Source organism: Curtobacterium sp. MCLR17_031 (genome assembly GCF_003234775.2).
GTDB classification, from domain to species: Bacteria; Actinomycetota; Actinomycetes; order Actinomycetales; family Microbacteriaceae; genus Curtobacterium; species Curtobacterium flaccumfaciens.
In genome coordinates this window covers 1,722,510-1,737,877 of the sequence record NZ_CP126270.1, presented here as the reverse complement: position 1 = coordinate 1,737,877, position 15,368 = coordinate 1,722,510, and the positions used below count along the sequence as shown (strand labels likewise).

General features: G+C 72.5%; 20 protein-coding genes. 13 read left to right on the top strand and 7 right to left on the bottom strand.

Annotated features, from left to right (window positions below):
* The first annotated feature begins 92 nt into the window (after positions 1 to 92).
* A complete protein-coding gene (locus tag DEI96_RS08300; RefSeq protein WP_071405284.1) occupies positions 93 to 422 on the top strand; it encodes a hypothetical protein in 330 nt (109 codons plus the stop codon).
* A gap of 24 nt (positions 423 to 446) precedes the next feature.
* Here DEI96_RS08300 and DEI96_RS08295 read toward each other — a convergent pair whose 3' ends face one another.
* Positions 447 to 761, bottom strand: coding sequence for a hypothetical protein (locus DEI96_RS08295; protein ID WP_128779784.1), 315 nt, complete (start codon positions 759 to 761; stop codon positions 447 to 449).
* A gap of 189 nt (positions 762 to 950) precedes the next feature.
* Between DEI96_RS08295 and DEI96_RS08290 the strand changes: the two genes are divergently transcribed.
* Complete coding sequence (locus DEI96_RS08290; protein WP_111022947.1) at positions 951 to 1,784, top strand: SDR family oxidoreductase; 834 nt, start codon at positions 951 to 953, stop codon at positions 1,782 to 1,784.
* Between the two features lie 137 nt (positions 1,785 to 1,921).
* A complete protein-coding gene (locus tag DEI96_RS08285) occupies positions 1,922 to 2,419 on the top strand; it encodes a hypothetical protein (RefSeq protein WP_110863897.1) in 498 nt (165 codons plus the stop codon).
* Between the two features lie 25 nt (positions 2,420 to 2,444).
* Here the strand turns inward: DEI96_RS08285 and DEI96_RS08280 are convergent, their stop codons facing one another.
* On the bottom strand, positions 2,445 to 2,792 hold the full coding sequence (locus DEI96_RS08280; protein ID WP_181440502.1) for a DUF4333 domain-containing protein: 348 nt from the start codon (positions 2,790 to 2,792) through the stop codon (positions 2,445 to 2,447).
* 502 nt (positions 2,793 to 3,294) lie between these two features.
* Here DEI96_RS08280 and DEI96_RS08275 point away from each other — a divergent pair.
* Complete coding sequence (locus tag DEI96_RS08275; protein WP_146246888.1) at positions 3,295 to 4,452, top strand: glycosyltransferase family 4 protein; 1,158 nt, start codon at positions 3,295 to 3,297, stop codon at positions 4,450 to 4,452.
* 166 nt (positions 4,453 to 4,618) lie between these two features.
* Here DEI96_RS08275 and DEI96_RS08270 read toward each other — a convergent pair whose 3' ends face one another.
* Positions 4,619 to 5,287, bottom strand: a complete 669-nt coding sequence (locus tag DEI96_RS08270) for an arsenate reductase/protein-tyrosine-phosphatase family protein (protein ID WP_111022949.1) — start codon at positions 5,285 to 5,287, stop codon at positions 4,619 to 4,621.
* A gap of 45 nt (positions 5,288 to 5,332) precedes the next feature.
* On the opposite strand from DEI96_RS08270, the gene chrA reads away from it, so the two are divergent.
* Together chrA and DEI96_RS08260 are read left to right on the top strand one after the other, a co-directional pair.
* Positions 5,333 to 6,556 (top strand): chromate efflux transporter, encoded by a 1,224-nt coding sequence (gene chrA / locus DEI96_RS08265; RefSeq protein ID WP_111022950.1) that lies wholly within the window; start codon positions 5,333 to 5,335, stop codon positions 6,554 to 6,556.
* A gap of 14 nt (positions 6,557 to 6,570) precedes the next feature.
* Complete coding sequence (locus DEI96_RS08260; RefSeq protein ID WP_111022951.1) at positions 6,571 to 6,963, top strand: arsenate reductase ArsC; 393 nt, start codon at positions 6,571 to 6,573, stop codon at positions 6,961 to 6,963.
* Here the strand turns inward: DEI96_RS08260 and DEI96_RS08255 are convergent.
* Complete coding sequence (locus DEI96_RS08255) at positions 6,941 to 7,741, bottom strand: alpha/beta hydrolase (protein ID WP_111022952.1); 801 nt, start codon at positions 7,739 to 7,741, stop codon at positions 6,941 to 6,943. The two genes, DEI96_RS08260 and DEI96_RS08255, sit on opposite strands and share 23 nt — an antisense overlap.
* A gap of 2 nt (positions 7,742 to 7,743) precedes the next feature.
* Complete coding sequence (locus DEI96_RS08250; protein ID WP_017885669.1) at positions 7,744 to 8,271, bottom strand: phenolic acid decarboxylase; 528 nt, start codon at positions 8,269 to 8,271, stop codon at positions 7,744 to 7,746.
* A 63-nt stretch (positions 8,272 to 8,334) separates the two neighbouring features.
* On the opposite strand from DEI96_RS08250, the gene DEI96_RS08245 reads away from it, so the two are divergent.
* Positions 8,335 to 8,805, top strand: a complete 471-nt coding sequence (locus tag DEI96_RS08245) for a MarR family winged helix-turn-helix transcriptional regulator (protein WP_111022953.1) — start codon at positions 8,335 to 8,337, stop codon at positions 8,803 to 8,805.
* A gap of 240 nt (positions 8,806 to 9,045) precedes the next feature.
* A complete protein-coding gene (locus tag DEI96_RS08240; protein ID WP_111022954.1) occupies positions 9,046 to 10,008 on the top strand; it encodes a nuclear transport factor 2 family protein in 963 nt (320 codons plus the stop codon).
* Between the two features lie 25 nt (positions 10,009 to 10,033).
* Here the strand turns inward: DEI96_RS08240 and DEI96_RS08235 are convergent, their stop codons facing one another.
* Positions 10,034 to 10,609, bottom strand: a complete 576-nt coding sequence (locus tag DEI96_RS08235; protein WP_111022955.1) for a GrpB family protein — start codon at positions 10,607 to 10,609, stop codon at positions 10,034 to 10,036.
* 58 nt (positions 10,610 to 10,667) lie between these two features.
* Complete coding sequence (locus tag DEI96_RS08230) at positions 10,668 to 11,867, bottom strand: MFS transporter (protein WP_258372770.1); 1,200 nt, start codon at positions 11,865 to 11,867, stop codon at positions 10,668 to 10,670.
* 125 nt (positions 11,868 to 11,992) lie between these two features.
* Between DEI96_RS08230 and DEI96_RS08225 the strand changes: the two genes are divergently transcribed.
* From DEI96_RS08225 to DEI96_RS08205, 5 genes are all read left to right on the top strand, one after another.
* The gene (locus DEI96_RS08225; RefSeq protein ID WP_111022956.1) at positions 11,993 to 12,550 is read left to right on the top strand and encodes a cyclophilin-like fold protein; all 558 of its coding nucleotides are present in this window, start codon (positions 11,993 to 11,995) and stop codon (positions 12,548 to 12,550) included.
* A gap of 90 nt (positions 12,551 to 12,640) precedes the next feature.
* Positions 12,641 to 13,483, top strand: coding sequence for an SDR family NAD(P)-dependent oxidoreductase (locus DEI96_RS08220; RefSeq protein WP_111022957.1), 843 nt, complete (start codon positions 12,641 to 12,643; stop codon positions 13,481 to 13,483).
* A 73-nt stretch (positions 13,484 to 13,556) separates the two neighbouring features.
* Complete coding sequence (locus DEI96_RS08215; protein ID WP_111022958.1) at positions 13,557 to 14,405, top strand: alpha/beta fold hydrolase; 849 nt, start codon at positions 13,557 to 13,559, stop codon at positions 14,403 to 14,405.
* Positions 14,398 to 14,970, top strand: a complete 573-nt coding sequence (locus DEI96_RS08210) for a TetR/AcrR family transcriptional regulator (protein ID WP_111022959.1) — start codon at positions 14,398 to 14,400, stop codon at positions 14,968 to 14,970. The genes DEI96_RS08215 and DEI96_RS08210 overlap by 8 nt, the downstream gene beginning before the upstream one ends.
* Positions 14,967 to 15,359, top strand: a complete 393-nt coding sequence (locus tag DEI96_RS08205) for a hypothetical protein (RefSeq protein ID WP_111022960.1) — start codon at positions 14,967 to 14,969, stop codon at positions 15,357 to 15,359. The genes DEI96_RS08210 and DEI96_RS08205 overlap by 4 nt, the downstream gene beginning before the upstream one ends.
* Positions 15,360 to 15,368 lie beyond the last annotated feature (9 nt).

Below are 15,368 nucleotides of genomic sequence, written 5' to 3'. Positions count from 1 at the left end.
GACAAGTCGGCGTCGGCGCAACGAGCGACGCGCCGTGTTCCTGTACGGCGGCCAGCCGAAGCCCTGTTTGCTGTGCGGATGGAGGCCCGGACATGAAGCAGATCCAGTACGACCGTTCGACGATCTTGACGAGCGACGACGTGGCCGACGCCGTGATCGAGTACGCCGCAGCCCTGGCCGGTGGCAACCGGGCGGACACCGTCGCGATCCCCTCGGTGGCGACGGACGGCACCATGACGACCACCAAGGTCCTCATCGGTCCGTCGAGTCAGCTCGTGGTCGAGGACGCCGAGGAGGACGAACTCGAGCGCGAGGACACGGTGTTCGTGGCACGCCTGCGGGCCGCCGCGCTGACGTTCGAGCACGACGAGGTGATCCACGCGGACACCCGGACGGACCTGACCGAGGGGCCGGTGGCGTAAGCAGCGCCCCCGCGGAGCGACCGCTCAGCGCCCGAGGTCCGGCGGCGTCGCGTTGGGGTCCACGGCGAGCACGGCCTCGGTGCGCCGTGCGATCTCGAGCAGGAACGCGTCGCCCTCGGGCTCGAGGTCGTCATCCGGGGCGGGCTCCACGGCCACCGGGACGGACGGGGCCAGCAGCACCTCGACGGTGCTCGCCACCCCGAAGTCGTCCGCCGTCGGGATCGACACGACGTCGCTCAGTCGGCTCTGGTGCAGTGCGGCGGCGTACCGGATCACCGCGTCGGCGATCGAGTCGCTCGTCAGGACACGGACGGTGCCCGCGTAGTTCACGTACTTCAACGTTGCTCCCTGGTGAAGAGGAGCTTCCGTCGCGGTGACGGTTCCCTGATCCGGTGCCACGGTAGGCGGCCGACGTGCCGGGTACACATCTTCGAGCACCGAACGGGGTACGCCGTGACCCTGGACAGGCGTTCAGTGGCGCCCGCCCAGCATCGGGGACGTCCAGGGAAACCGACCACAGGGAGAGACATGACCGAGCAGCAGCAGCCCCCGGGGAGCGACCAGGAACTCACCCCGGAGGCCGACCACGGCGAGGAGTCGTACCGCGGCTCCGGCAAGCTCACCGGCAAGCGCGCCGTCATCACCGGCGGGGACAGCGGCATCGGGAAGGCCGTCGCGATCGCGTTCGCGCGCGAGGGTGCCGACGTCCTGATCAGCTACCTGCCGGAAGAAGAGGACGACGCGCAGGACACGAAGCGCTGGATCGAGGAGGCCGGTCGGAAGGCCGTGCTGTTCCCGGGCGACGTGAGCGATCCCGCGTACTGCCGATCCGTCATCGACCAGGCGGTCTCGGAGCTCGGCGGGCTCGACGTCCTCGTGAACAACGCCGCCTACCAGATGACCCACGAGACGATCGAGGAGATCAGCGACGAGGAGTGGGACCACACCCTCGCGACGAACCTCAGCGCCTACTTCCACCTCGTCAAGGCCGCGCTGCCGCACCTCGGCCCGGGGTCGTCGATCATCGGCTCGAGCTCGGTGAACTCCGACAACCCGAAGCCGAACCTGGCGCCCTACGACGTCACCAAGGCGGGCGTCGCGAACCTGTCGGCCGCGCTGGCGCAGCTGCTCGGGGAACGCGGGATCCGCGTGAACAGCGTCGCCCCCGGTCCGATCTGGACGCCGCTGATCCCGTCGACGATGCCGCCGGAGCAGGTCGAGCAGTTCGGCAAGCAGTCGCCGCTCGGCCGTCCCGGCCAGCCGGCCGAGCTCGCACCCGTCTACGTGCTGCTCGCCAGTGACGACGGCAGCTACGTCTCCGGCGCGCGGGTCGCCGTGACCGGCGGCACCCCGATCCTGTGACGGGACGCCGGTCCGGCAACGGGACCAGGTGACGGACGGGAGGCCCGGGGCACGACGTGCGCCGGGCCTCCTGTCCGTCGTCGGGGGACGCTCCTGGCTGAACCGCCGCCCACCGGGGCCGGCCTACGTTCAGGGCCATGTCCACGCGAGCGAAGACCGTCACGGCGCTGTTCGGCGCCGCCACCGTAGCCCTCCTGCTCACCGCCTGCGACCCCGGCGGAGCGCAGAACATCAACCCCGTCGGCAAGGTCCCCGGCTCCGAGGAGAAGTCCCAATCGGCCCAGTGCGACGTGGCCGCCAGCGCCGCCGTCGACATGATCGACAAGGCCGTCGGGTCGCACGACACCACCGAGTTCGCGAACATCCAGAAGGGTGACGGCGGCTGGTACCTCGGTGCCGCGATCGTCCCCGCGGACAGCAACGACTCGAACGACGACGAGGTCACCATCTGGGCGACCACCGCCGACCCCACGGCCGACGACTTCGACGGTCCGCTGTACGCCGTGAACGACGTCGCCAAGCAGGCCGTCGCCGACGAGACGACCACCACCTCGGATGCGCCGACGCCGTTCGCCGACGACTCGAAGGCCGCCGAGCAGGTCGAGAGCTGCGTCGTCGAGGCGTCCGACCGCTAGTCGTCGGACACCGCGCAGTGGCCGATCAGTCCTTGGGCTGGTCGGCCACTTCCACGTCCACGTGGTAGTCGTCGCCGCCGTCGGTGCTGATCGTGGACACCGAGTCGTAGACCACGTCGTAGCCGGCCGTGTTCACGTCGCAGTGCACCTCGGCGCCGTCCTCGATCGCGATGTCGTCCGCACCGCAGTCGACCTCGGGCGTCGCGTCCGAGACGTCCGCCAACGCGTCGACGACGACGCGTTCGAAGGCGTCCGGCGTCACGGTCCGTGACGCCGACGACGACGTCGACACCGTGCACCCGCTGAGCGTCACCGCCAGGGCGATCGTCGCGGTGAGCGTCGTGAGTGCGGTGATGGCGCGCTGGTGCTGCATGGTGTTCCCCGTGGTCCCCTGGCCGCTGCTCGCCCCGAGATCGGGGATCGGCGGTTCCTCGACGATAGCGGGAAGGTGCGAGGACGTCTGCACGAGTTCGGGTCAGGAGCAGACGTCCTCGCGCTACGACGCCGTCGGGTTCGACGCGGTGGTCATGACGAGGCCAGCCCGGGAACGGGGGGTCGGGCACCCGCCGGTAGGGTCCGGCGGGGTAGCTTCCGGAGACTGTACGTCGACCACGGCTCAGACGTGTCCATGTTCCGCAGGAACCGGACAGTGCCCGACCGTCCGCCGCGCGCCCGGCTGAGCGTCCACCCGGGGAGTCGTGAAGGCCCGCTCAGCAGCGTCGCAGTTCACTAGACGATCGTCTTCTGAACGCCTACGGTTCCCAGCACCCCGTTCCGCTCCCGAACCGTGAGAGACCGCATGCGTAGCCCCCGCCAGACCACCGAGCTCGAGACCGGCCGCTGACGTGGCCGCGGCGAAGGCGACCGTCCTGCTCGTGAGCGACTTCCCGCTGTCGGCGATGCGGGGTGAACGCGCCGCGCTGGTCGAGCAGGCGAAGGCCTTCGCCGAGACCGGTCACGTCGTCTGGGTGGCGACTCCGCGCTCGAGCGAGACCGCGGAGCTGCGGAAGCACGGCGTCCGCCTGTTCGAGGTCGAACCGTCGATCAGCGCGCCGGAGAGCGACCTGCCGGTGGTCCGCAACTCGGTCCGTGTCCGCCGGTGCCTCGGCACGCTGATGCTCGAGGAACGGATCGACCTCGTCGTCACCCACTCGGACTTCGGCCTCGCCGCGGCGGCGCTGACCACGGCGCGCTCCCTCGAGCTGCCGACGATCCACACCGTGCACGGTTCGGCGCCTGTCCGGGGCCGGACCGCGGCGGCGATGGCGCCCCTCGCTCGGCACGCGCACCGTGTGGTGACCGGCATCCGGCCCACACGGCACCGCTTCACGGGGCACCCCATGGACGACGCGCGCCGCAACATGGCCGTGGCCGTCTCCGGGGCGGCCGACGTCGTCGTCACCCCGACGACCCGGCAGGCTCGTGTCCTCCGCAAGGCCGGCGTCGGCCCGGTCCACGTCGTGCCCAACGCGCTCGGCCGCCGACCGGTGGAACCACCGCCGGCGCCGGAACTCGGCCCGCTCCGGCTCGTCTGGGCATCGCGGTTCACTCCAGACAAGCGCCTCGACGTCCTCCTCAACGCGATCCGGCTGGTGGAGATCCGACTCGGCGCGCACGCCGTGCGGGTCGACGTCGCCGGCGGGACCGTCCCCCCGACCCGCACGCCGGTGTCGGTCCGCGTCCACGGCCGCCTGTCGTCGCAGGCCGTCCACGACCTGCTGCTGTGCGGGCACGCGGCGGTGGTCTGCTCGCTCGAGCACGACGGCCAGCCGATGACCGCGCTCGAGGCGTTCCGGGACCACCGCCCGGTCATCGTCTCCGACATCCGCCTGGCGAGCGAGTTCGGCTCCGCCGCCGTCCTGACCGACGACGAGACCGCGTTCGGGCTCGCCACGACGATCATCGAACTCGCCTCGGACCGGACGCTGCTGCGGCCGCACACCGCCGCCGCGATCGAGCACGCGCGGCTCGCGACGGCGGAACGGCACACGGATCAGGTCCTCCGGCTGGTCGCCGGCAGCCGCCGGTCCTGAGTGACGGCTCCCCCGCGAGCGCGCGCGGCCCTGGGCGCACCACGGGACGGACGGGAGGCACGGTGCGGGCCCGCCCCGGGCCTCCAGTCCGCAGGCGGTCGAGCAAAGGAGAACGCCCCGATGAGGAGGGGGGATCTCATCGGGGCGTTCCGTTCGTGGGGCCGCGTCAGGCGGCGAGGCGCGCAGCGAGCGCGGTGGCGCGGGACCGGAGGTCCGCGTAGGTGGCCTCGTACGCGTCCGGCGTGCCGACGCGCGAGGGGTTCGGCAGCGACCAGTGCAGGCTGTCGCCGTCGTCGATCGACTCGTGCGCACGGTCGCAGACCGTGACGACCAGGTCGCCGTCGGCGACGAGGTCGCGGAAGGCACGCGGGACGTGGTCGCCGAGGTCCAGGCCGTGGCGTTCCCCGACGGCGACCGCCCCGGGGGCGATGGCGGCCGCGGGACGGGTGCCGCCGGACAGCGAGCCGATCTCGCTGACCTGCGCCCAGACGCCGGCGGCCAGCGGGGAGCGCGCGGAGTTGCCGGTGCAGACGAACAGCACGCGGGACACCGGTCGCCGCACCGCTGCCGAACCGTGCGGGACACCGCTCGGCTCGAGGTGCAGGTAACTGCGGCGCCCGTCGCCGTCGGAGCGGCGTCGCGTGACCAGACCGGCCTGCTCGAGGACGCGCAGGTGGTGCGCCAGGAGCGGCCCGGAGATCCCGAGGGCGGCCCGCACCTCGCTCGGGCTGGCGTCGGACGCGGCGAGCAGGTCGACGATCGCCAGGCGGGCGACGTCGCCGAGGGCCGCGTACTGCGTCGCACGCCGCTCGAGGTCCTGCCGCCCGGTGTTCATCAGTTCAATGTTGACTGAACCATCTGCCGTCGTCAAGATGAGCGGGTGACGACGAGCCCCGAGCCCCTGCGGTCGTCCGCGGGATCGGTGTTCCTGGTGTTCCTGCGGCTCGGGCTGACATCGTTCGGCGGGCCGGTCGCACACCTCGGGTACTTCCGTGAAGCCTTCGTGGTGCGTCGCCGCTGGCTGCGGGACGACGCCTACGCCGACCTCGTCGCGCTGTGCCAGTTCCTGCCCGGACCGGCGTCGAGCCAGGTCGGGATGGCCCTCGGGCTGCAGCGCGCCGGACTGCTCGGGCTCCTCGCGGCGTGGTGCGGGTTCACCCTGCCGTCCGCGGTGCTGCTCGTCGCGTTCGCCCTGCTCGTGTCCGGCACGCCCGACCTGGCCGGCGCCGGGTGGCTGCTCGGGCTGCAGGCCGCCGCCGCCGCGGTGGTGGCGCAGGCGGTGCTCGGCATGGCGCGCTCGCTCACACCGGACCGCCGTCGGGCGACCGTCGCGGCCGCCGCCGCGATCGTGGTGCTGCTCGTCCCCGGCCCGGCGGCGCAGGTCACGGTCATCGCGGTGTGCGGTGTGGTCGGCGTGCTGTGGCTCGGTCGGGTGGTCGGCCCGGTCGAGAATGTCGGAGACACCGAGGACATCGCCGGCGCCGAGGTCGCCGTGCGCCTCCCCCGCTGGGTCGCCGTGTCGGCGCTCGTCGCGTTCGCCGCCCTGCTCGTCGCGGCACCCGTCGCCGCGAGCGGCACCGGGGCCGTGCGCCTGTTCGGGGTCTTCGCGCAGGCAGGCTCGCTCGTCTTCGGCGGCGGCCACGTCGTCCTGCCGCTGCTCGAGTCACAGACCGTGGCCACGCACCTGGTGGGCCACGCGGACTTCCTGGCCGGGTACGGCGCCGCACAGGCCGTGCCCGGGCCGCTCTTCACCTTCGCCGCCTACCTCGGCGCCGTCGCCGACGGCGGTCCGAGCGGGCTCCTCGGCGCCGCGGTGGCACTCGTCGCGATCTTCCTGCCGGCGGCACTCCTGGTCATCGGCGCGCTGCCGTTCTGGCACGTGCTCCGCGCCCTGCCGTGGGCCCGGCGCGTGCTGGCCGGTGTGAACGCGGGGGTCGTCGGGCTCCTCGCCGCGGCGCTCTGGGACCCGGTCATCACCGAGGGGGTCCGCTCGGCACCCGCACTGGCGCTCGCCGTGGCCGCCTTCACCGCCCTCACCCGCTGGTCCGCTCCCCCGTGGGCCGTCGTCATCGGAGCCGGCCTGCTCGGCGCCGTCGTCCTCTGATCGGAGCACCCCGCATGCCCACCGTCCTGTTCGTCTGCGTCCACAACGCCGGCCGTTCCCAGATGGCCGCCGGCTTCCTGCAGCACCTGGCGGGTGGCCGCGTCGACGTCCGGAGCGCCGGCTCCGAACCGGCCGACCAGCTCAACCCCGTGGTCGTCGCAGCGATGCTCGAGGAGGGCATCGACATCCGGAGCGAGCAGCCGGCCCTGCTCAGCACCGATGCCGTCCGTGCCGCGGACGTCGTCATCACGATGGGGTGCGGGGACGCCTGCCCGGTGTTCCCGGGCAAGCGCTACGAGGACTGGGAGCTCACCGACCCCGCCGGGCTCGACCTCGACGCCGTCCGGCGGATCCGCGACGACGTTCGCGCGCGGGTGCAGGACCTCATCGCCCGGACCGCTCCCTGACGCGGTCGAGCAGGCGGTCGACGAGCTGCTCGCGCCACGGGACCGACGACCAGACGTGGTCCGCACCCTCGACCGCGGTGAACGTCGCCCCGCTGAGCAGTTCGCCGTAGCGCCGGCCGTACTCGACCGGGACGATCTCGTCGGCAGTGCCGTGCAGGACGTCGACCGGCCCGTCGTACCCGCGTGCCTGGGCGTAGACGTCGAGTCCGTCCCGGACTTCGTCGACGAACCCGCGCCCGAGGGCGGTCCCACCGAAGTCGAACCAGCCGCGGTCACGGACGGGTGCGAGCGGCTGCCCCTGGATGGTGTCGTGCACGGCGATGTCGTCGACCACGACCCCGGCCGGCGACCACAGGGTCAGGCTCCGGACCAGGTCGGGGACCCTCGCCGCCGCCATCGCCGACTCGACGGCACCCAGGCTGTGGGCGACGACGTCGATCGGTGCCCCCTGGTCGGCCGAGAACGCCCGGATCATCGTGACGACCTGCTCGACCTCGTCGCCGATCGAGATGTCCGCGAACCGTCCGTCGCTCGTGCCGTGCCCGAGACGGTCGTAGGAGCGGACCGTCAGACCGGTGTCGGTCAGGGCGGTCGCGGCCTGCACGAAGAGCTGGCGCGGACCGATCGACGAGTCACCGAACCCGTGCACGAACAGCACCGCGCCGCCGGCAGCCGAGGGCGCCGACGCCGGGCGGTACTCCCACCCCCGGAGCGCCCCGCCCCGGTGTTCGAGCCGGATGCTCGTCAGGGCACGCTCCAGCGGACGTTCCGCGGTCATGCTCAGTTGCTCCGGTCGGCGAACCCGGCCGGCAGGTCGGCGGGCGCAGTGTCGACGACGGTCTCGTCGTCCTGGCCGACGAACTCGAACAGGGTGATGTGGGCGAACTCGGGGACGACGTAGATCGGGTAGGTGGGGCCGGCGTCGCGGTACTCGCGCATCCGGTCCAGGTGGTCGTTCTGGAACAGCACGGTCTTGCTGCCGTCCTCCTCGACCCAGTGCGGGAAGAAGATCGTGCCGTGCAGCACGCGCTCCCCCGGCACCACGGTCACGACGACGCTCGTGCCGGTCGGCTCGTTCCACGACACCTTGTAGACGCCGGCGGTGAGCACCACGAGGTCGACCTGCTGGTCCTTGACCCAGCGCCCGCCGACCATGCCGGAGTGGATGCGGTAGTCGATGGTGGTGGCGTTCTTGACGTACATCTCGTACTGCCAGCCGTTGGCGTACGTGTAGATGAACCGGTGTCCGACGATGCCGGAGAGATCCTGCGACGGGACGGGCTGTGCGACTGAGGTGGTGATCGTCATGCACCCATCCTGCGCCAAACATAGTTTTGTTGCAAACCTTTTTCGAGGACCTAAGCTGAGGACATGGGCAGCGAGCACGACACCGCAGGACTCCGGGACATCGCCCGGCGGCTCAGCGACCAGGTCGGCCCGTTCCGCCGCACCCTGCTGAACGCATCACGCCGTGACGGTGCACTGCCGGAACTGCCCGACGCCCAGATCGAGGTCCTGCGACGCCTCGACGAGGCCGGGTGGCTCACGCCGACGGCGCTCGGCCGGTCCCTCGGCCTCGCCCGCTCCACGGTCAGCAACCTCGTCACCGCGATGGAACGCGGCGGACTCGTCCACCGGCGGCTCGCCACCGGTGACGGCCGCAGCACCGAGATCGCCCTGACCGAGCTCGCGTCCGAGCGGCTCCGGGTCTACGACGCCTCGGCCGAGCACGTCCTGGTCGGCGCGCTCGAACGCCTGGGCCCGGATGGGGTCGACGCACTGCGCGCCGCGCTACCCGTGCTCGCCGAGCTCCGTCTGGCCATCGACGAGTCCGGAGCGTAGGGATCGGCTGACAGTGCGCGTGAGCCGTCCCACAGGTCCGGCTCGTCGATCACCAGCGGGAGCGGGTCACCCTGGCAGCGCGCGCACAGGCCACCCTGGAGGCGCGCACCGCGACTGAGAAGCCGGTCACGGTCGCAGCGAGTGGCGGCTCCAAGGCGCACGGCGGCCCCCAGGGACCGGTTCCATCGTTCTGCCGTGCAGACGACATCACTTCTCCCCATCATCGCCAAGGCGTGTGCGGTGGCAGCTCCGGTCGCCATCGCCGTGTCGCTCGTGGCCGGCCCGGCCGTGGCGGCACCCCTCCACACCTCCACCTCCTCCACCTCCGTCACCACGGCGACCTCCGCGCACCACACGGTGAACCGTGCGGCGCGGACGACCTCGGGTGGCACGGCGGTCTCGCGGCTCGACCGTCGCGCCGAGCAGCGCAACGAGGCCACCGTCCGGCACCTGTTCCGGTGCGCGTTCCGGTCGCCCGCGTCCGCGAAGGCCCGTGCGGCTGCACGGACCGCCGTCGCGACCGGTGCCGTCGCCCACGGTGCGACGAGCGCCTCGGGTCCGTCCGCGTTGCTCGCCGAGTTCACCGCTGACCGCTCCCGGGTGCCCGGTGCCCACGCCGTGATCAAGCACATCGCCGGTGACGCCGACCTGGTAGCCGTGCACTGGCAGATCACCGCGAAGCCGAAGGACGAACGCACCGGTGACGCCGCCGTCGACCTGTTCCGCATGCGCAACGGGCGCATCAGCGAGTGGTGGGCACTCCGCCAGACGGTGCCGACAGGGACCCCGGCCAGCGGCAACACGAACAGCATGTTCAGCGACCTGTACCCGGCCGCGAAGCGTGACCGTCACCTGACCGAGCGGCAGGAGGAGCACAACCGGGTACTCGCCGTGACCGCGTACGACCGGCTGTTCCGCGACCACGACGTGTCCGTGCTGGACGAGAAGTTCGACCCGGCGTACCTGCAGCACAACTCGGTCGCGGCGAACGGCACGGCCGCGCTCAAGCAGTTCTTCGCCGGCAGCGCCGCGCAGAGCCTGCCGAAGCAGGAGTCCGTCATCTCGCTCGCCGACGGCGACCTGGTGTGGACGTTCTCGAAGCCGGTCGGGGCGAAGGCCGACGCACCGTTCGGCGCGGCCGACCTGTTCCGGGTCGACCACAACCTGATCCGCGAGCACTGGGACGTCGTCCCGACGAGCTGAGGCTCGACCGATGGAGCCGCGCGTCTCAGGACGCGCGGCTCCGTCGCGCCCGCTCCTTGATCGCGGTGATGACGGCCGTCTTCGCCTCGGCGTAGGCGTTCATGTCGTCCCAGCTCCGGTCGAGCAGCTCCCGCTTCGTCCGTTCGTACAGCGCCCGGTCGTCGGCGTCGGCGCGCAGGTGGTCCCGGAGGAGCAGGTACTCGTCGACCGCCGTCGCACCCCGCTCGTAGACGTGCACGTGGACGTCGCGGGCCGGCGTCCGGACCAGGCGGTGGCCCGGCTCGCGGACGCGCAGCTCGTACCCGGCGGCGAGGAGCTGGTCGAGGTACGTGGCCTCGGCGGTGACGTCGGCGACGACGACCACGATGTCGACGATGGGTTTCGCTGCCAGGCCGGGGACGGCCGTGGAGCCGATGTGCTCGACGACCGGAGCGTCCGCGCCGGAGCCGGGGAGGGCCTCCAGGATGCGTCGCCGGTGGTCCGCGAAGACCGCAGCCCACGCGCTGTCGGCGGGGTGCAGGGTCACGGTGACCGGTTCCGGGCCGCCGATGATCTCGGCGGTCGTGACGTCCGGGCGGGTGTAGTCGTCGTCGTGGTGCACCCGGACATGATCGCAGCCGCCGGTCGCTTTCGCGGTCGTGATCGCGATCGCGATCGCGTCAGAGCTTCGCGGGGAACGCCGATCCGCGGCCGATGACGGTGAGGAGCGCCGCGACCGCCCCGAACACGATCATCACCACGGCGAGCACCAGCCCGTCGAAGGCCGTCAGCAGGGCGGCACCGAACAGGCCGGCCGCGAAGATCGCGATGTTGAAGGCGACCGGCAGGAACGCGCTCGCGACGTCGGCGTCCTCGCCGCCGGCGGTCGTCAGGGCGGCCTGCAGCTGCGTGGAGGACCCTCCGAAGCCGATCCCCCACAGGCCCGCGGCCACCAGGACCGCGACCGGCGACGTGTGCCCGACGAGCAGCACCACGCCCGCCAGGACGAACAGGCCGACGCTGCCGTGCAGCAGGGGTCGGGGGTGCCGGTCGAGCAGCGCGCCCGTCACGACGACGCCGAGGATCGCGGCGATCCCGTAGACCAGCAGCACCAGCCCGGCGCTCAGGTCGGTGCCGGTCGCCCGCAGGTACGGCGAGATGTACGTGTAGATCGTGTTGTGCGCCACCATCCACGTCGCGATCACGGCGAGGATGACCGCGATGCCGCGGATCCGGAACACCTTCACGACGGACAGCTTCGCGGCGCTCGTCTGCCCCGGGGCGTCCGGCACGAACAGCGCGATCAGCGCCAGGACCACCACGCCGACCAGGCTCAGCCCGATGAACGACGACCGCCAGCCCAGGGCGTTGCCGATGAAGGACCCGAGCGGGGTGCCCAGCGCGAACCCCACCGGCGCGCCCGTCGAGACGATCGCGAGCGACACCCCGGCGAAGCGGGCCGGGCTGATCCGCCGCGCGTAGGTGGCGAACATGCCCCAGATCGTCCCCGACATCGCGCCGGCGACGAACCGGGTGACCAGTGCGACCGCGACGTTCGGCGCGAACGCGGTCAGGGTGTTCGCGACGAGGAGCACGGCGATGGCGGCGACGATGAGCGGCTTGCGGCGGAACCCGCGGGTCAGGGCGATCGCCGGGACCGTGGCGATGACCGTCCCCATCGCGTACGCGCTGACGAACAGGCCGACCGTGCCCTCGCTCGTGCCCATCCCGTCGGCGATCGCCGGCAGCAGCCCGGCCGGCATCGTCTCCATGGCGACCAGGAGGAACCCGATCGCGGCGAGCAGGGCGAGCGGGAACCAGGGCAGTCGGCCGTCGGTGGCCCGGTCGGTCGCGGGGAGGTCGGAGGTCGTCGTGGTCACGGACCGACGGTAGGGGCATCGTCCGGCGGACAGGGAGGTTCGGCTGGACCCCGTTTCGCCGGAGCCTCACTGGGCGGGTGGTGGTGGGGCTTCGATGGTGGTGTCCACGAACCGAGGGAGCCCCGATGCACGTCCGCACCAGACGCCGTCCCGGCGCGGGTCCGCACCTCGCGCTGCGTCCACTCGCGCTGGCTCCGGTCGTCGCGCTGGTGGTGGGGGCGCTCGCCGGGTGCAGCGGCGTCGACCGCGCGGAGCCGCCTGCGTCGGCGCCGGCATCGGCGGCCGCGACTGCGACTGCTGCTCCCACGATCACCACCCCGACGGAGGCCGACCCCGTGCACATCACCATCGAGCTCGACGGCGAGACCCTGATCGGCCGGTTGACGGGCAGTGCGACGGCGCGCGCGCTGGCCGCCCGGCTGCCGGCGACGCTGACCTTCGCCGACTACGGCGGGCAGGAGCAGATCGCCCGGCTCCCCGCGCCGCTCGACACCACCGGCGCCCCGAGCACGAGCGATGCGCCGGCGGGCACCATCGCGTACTACGTGCCCGACCAGTCGATCGTCCTGTACTACACGGACGTCGGCAGCTTCCCGGGGATCGTGCCGATCGGCACCGTCGACGACGTCGGAGCGGTGCGCGACCTGCCGTCCGGCGCCGCCACCATCCGAGTGCGCGGCTGACGGGCGTCCGCCCCCCTTCCTCGCGTCCCTGCCACGCGTCGCGTCCCTGCCTCGCCCCGTGTCCCTTCCATCGAACAGGAACCCCACCCCATGACCGGAACCAGCACCTTCCTCATCACCGGCACGAGCCGCGGGATGGGCACCGACTTCGCCCGGACCGCCCTCGACGCCGGGCACCGGGTCGTGGCGACCGGACGCGACCCCGAGCGGGTCCGCGCCGTCCTCGGCGACCACGAGCGCCTGCTCGCCGTCGCGCTCGACGTGACCGACCCGGAGTCGGTCCGAGCCGCAGTCGACGCCGCGACCGACCGCTTCGGCGGCGTCGACGTCCTGGTGAACAACGCCGGGAGCTTCCAGGCCGGGTACTTCGAGGAGATCTCGGCCGAGCAGTTCCGCGCGCAGATGGAGACGAACTTCTTCGGGGCGCTCGCGGTGACGCGTGCCGTGCTCCCGGTCATGCGACGGCAGCGCTCCGGGCACGTCATCAGCATCAGCTCCACCGCTGGCATCGTCGCCGGCGCCGGCGGGAGCGCCTACTCGGCGTCGAAGTTCGCGCTCGAGGGCTGGATGGAGGCCCTGCACGACGAGGTGGCGCCCTTCGGCATCCACACCACCGTGGTCGAGCCCGGCTTCTTCCGCACCGACCTGCTGGCCGAGGGCGACTCGACCTTCTGGGGCGACGTCGCGATCGACGACTACGCCCCGCTCTCGGACGGGTCGAAGGAGTTCTTCCGCGGCATGCGGGGCAACCAGTCCGGCGACCCCGCGAAGCTCGCGCAGGTGCTGCTGACGCTGATCGCGATGCCCGAGCCGCCGCTGCGGTTCGCCGCCGGCGCGGACAGCGTGGCGGGGATCGTGCAGAAGGGACAGCAGCTCGTCGACCAGGCGCAGGCGTTCCCCGAGCTGTCGACGACGCTCGACCTGGATGCGTGACGACTGCCCCTTGCCAACTTTGGCTATGGGTATTAGCCTCTGAGTTACTACCCGTAGCCGAAGGAGCCACGTCATGCTCGAACACCTGGACACCGAGGGCGGCACGATCGCCTACGACCTCTCCGGAACAGGGCCGCTCGTGATCCTCGCCCACGGCATGGGCGACAGCCGGCACGCCTACCGTTTCGTCGTGCCGGAGCTCGTCGCGGCCGGCTACCGGGTGGCGAACGTCGACCTCCGCGGCTGCGGCGACTCGAGCACCGGGTGGGACGGCTACCAGCGCACCGACATCGCACGTGACCTCGTTGCCGTGGCCCGCCACCTCGGTGGCCCGGCCGTGGTCGTCGGGCAGTCCATCAGCGGGGGCGCGGCGACCATCGCCGCAGCCACCGCACCGGACCTGGTCGCGGGCATCGTCGAACTGGCGCCGTTCACGCGCAAGCAGTCCGTCGACCTGGGCGGACTCCTGCGCAACCGCCGACACCGCGCCGGCACCGTCCAGCTCGCGCGGGTCATGACGAGCGGCAGCCTGCCCGGCTGGCTCGCGTACCTCGACATCGCGGTGCCCGCCAAGCCCGCCGACTGGGCGACGGAACGCAGCCGCATCGAGACGACCCTGCGGCAACCGGAGCGGATGGCGGCCCTCCGCGCCATGACCCGCACGTCGCCCGCCGACGCCGGCGAGCAGCTGGGTGCCGTCCGGTGCCCCGTGCTCGTCGTCGAGGGCAGTGCCGACCCGGACTGGGCCGTGCCCCGTGCCGAGGGCGAGCGGATCCTCGCCGACCTGCCGGACGGCCTCGGGGAACTCGCCGTGATCGACGGCGCCGGCCACTACCCCCACACCGAGACACCGGCAGCGCTCCTCGCCCTGCTGCTGCCGTTCCTCGCCCGCACGCTGCCCGTCGCAGGTCCCGTTGCCTAGGGCGGGGCTCGACCCGGCGACCGTCACCGAGGCCGCGGCGACGCTGGCCGACGAGATCGGCCTCGCCCAGCTGAGCATGAGCCTCGTCGCCGACCGCCTCGGGGTGAAGGCACCGTCGCTGTACAAGCACGTCGACGGACTCGGCGACCTCACCCGCAGGATCGCGATCCTCGGCGCGAACGAGCTCGGTGACGCACTCCGCGACGCCATGCAGGGGCGCAGCGGTCGGAGTGCGCTCGAGGCGGCGGTGCAGACCGTGCGCCGGAGCGTCCAGGAGCACCCGGCGCGGTACCAGGCAGCCGTCGGCGTCCGGCCGACCGGTGCCGATGACCCCCTGGCGGTCGCACTCGGCCGCACCCTGGCGTCCTTCGCCGCGGCGCTCCGCGACTACCCGCTCGACCCGGCCGACGAGGTCCACGCGCTCCGGGTGCTCCGCAGCGTCCTGCACGGGTTCGCCACGATCGAGGCGTCCGGCGGGTTCCAGATGGACACGGACGTCGATGCGAGTGCCGCGTGGATGGTCGACTTCCTGGATCGCGGCTTCCGTGCCGCGACGACTCGGTGACCGTCACCACGGCGGCGCGCCCGTCGAGGCCCGTCGGTCACGACCCGCTCCGTGGCGGCCTGCGGTTCCTGGCGGAGCTCGTCGCGTGGGTGGCCGTCCCTTGGGCGCTTTGGCCCCACTCGCCGGTGCTCGCGATCGCCGCCGTCCTGGTCCTCGTCGTGCCGCCGGCGGTGTTCGGGACACCGGGTGACCGCCCCGGCGGCGACCCGCCGGTCACGGCACCGGGAGCGGTCACGATCGCGTCGGTCCTCGCGCACCTCGTGGGGGCGGTCGCGGCGGCGTGGGTCCTGTGGCCGACGGCGGTCGCGATCGTCGTCACCGCCCTGTGCGTCGCCGTCGTCGTCTCGGAACAGCCGCGGTGGCGCGCGCTGGTCGGACGCGGGCGCTGAGCCGTTCGT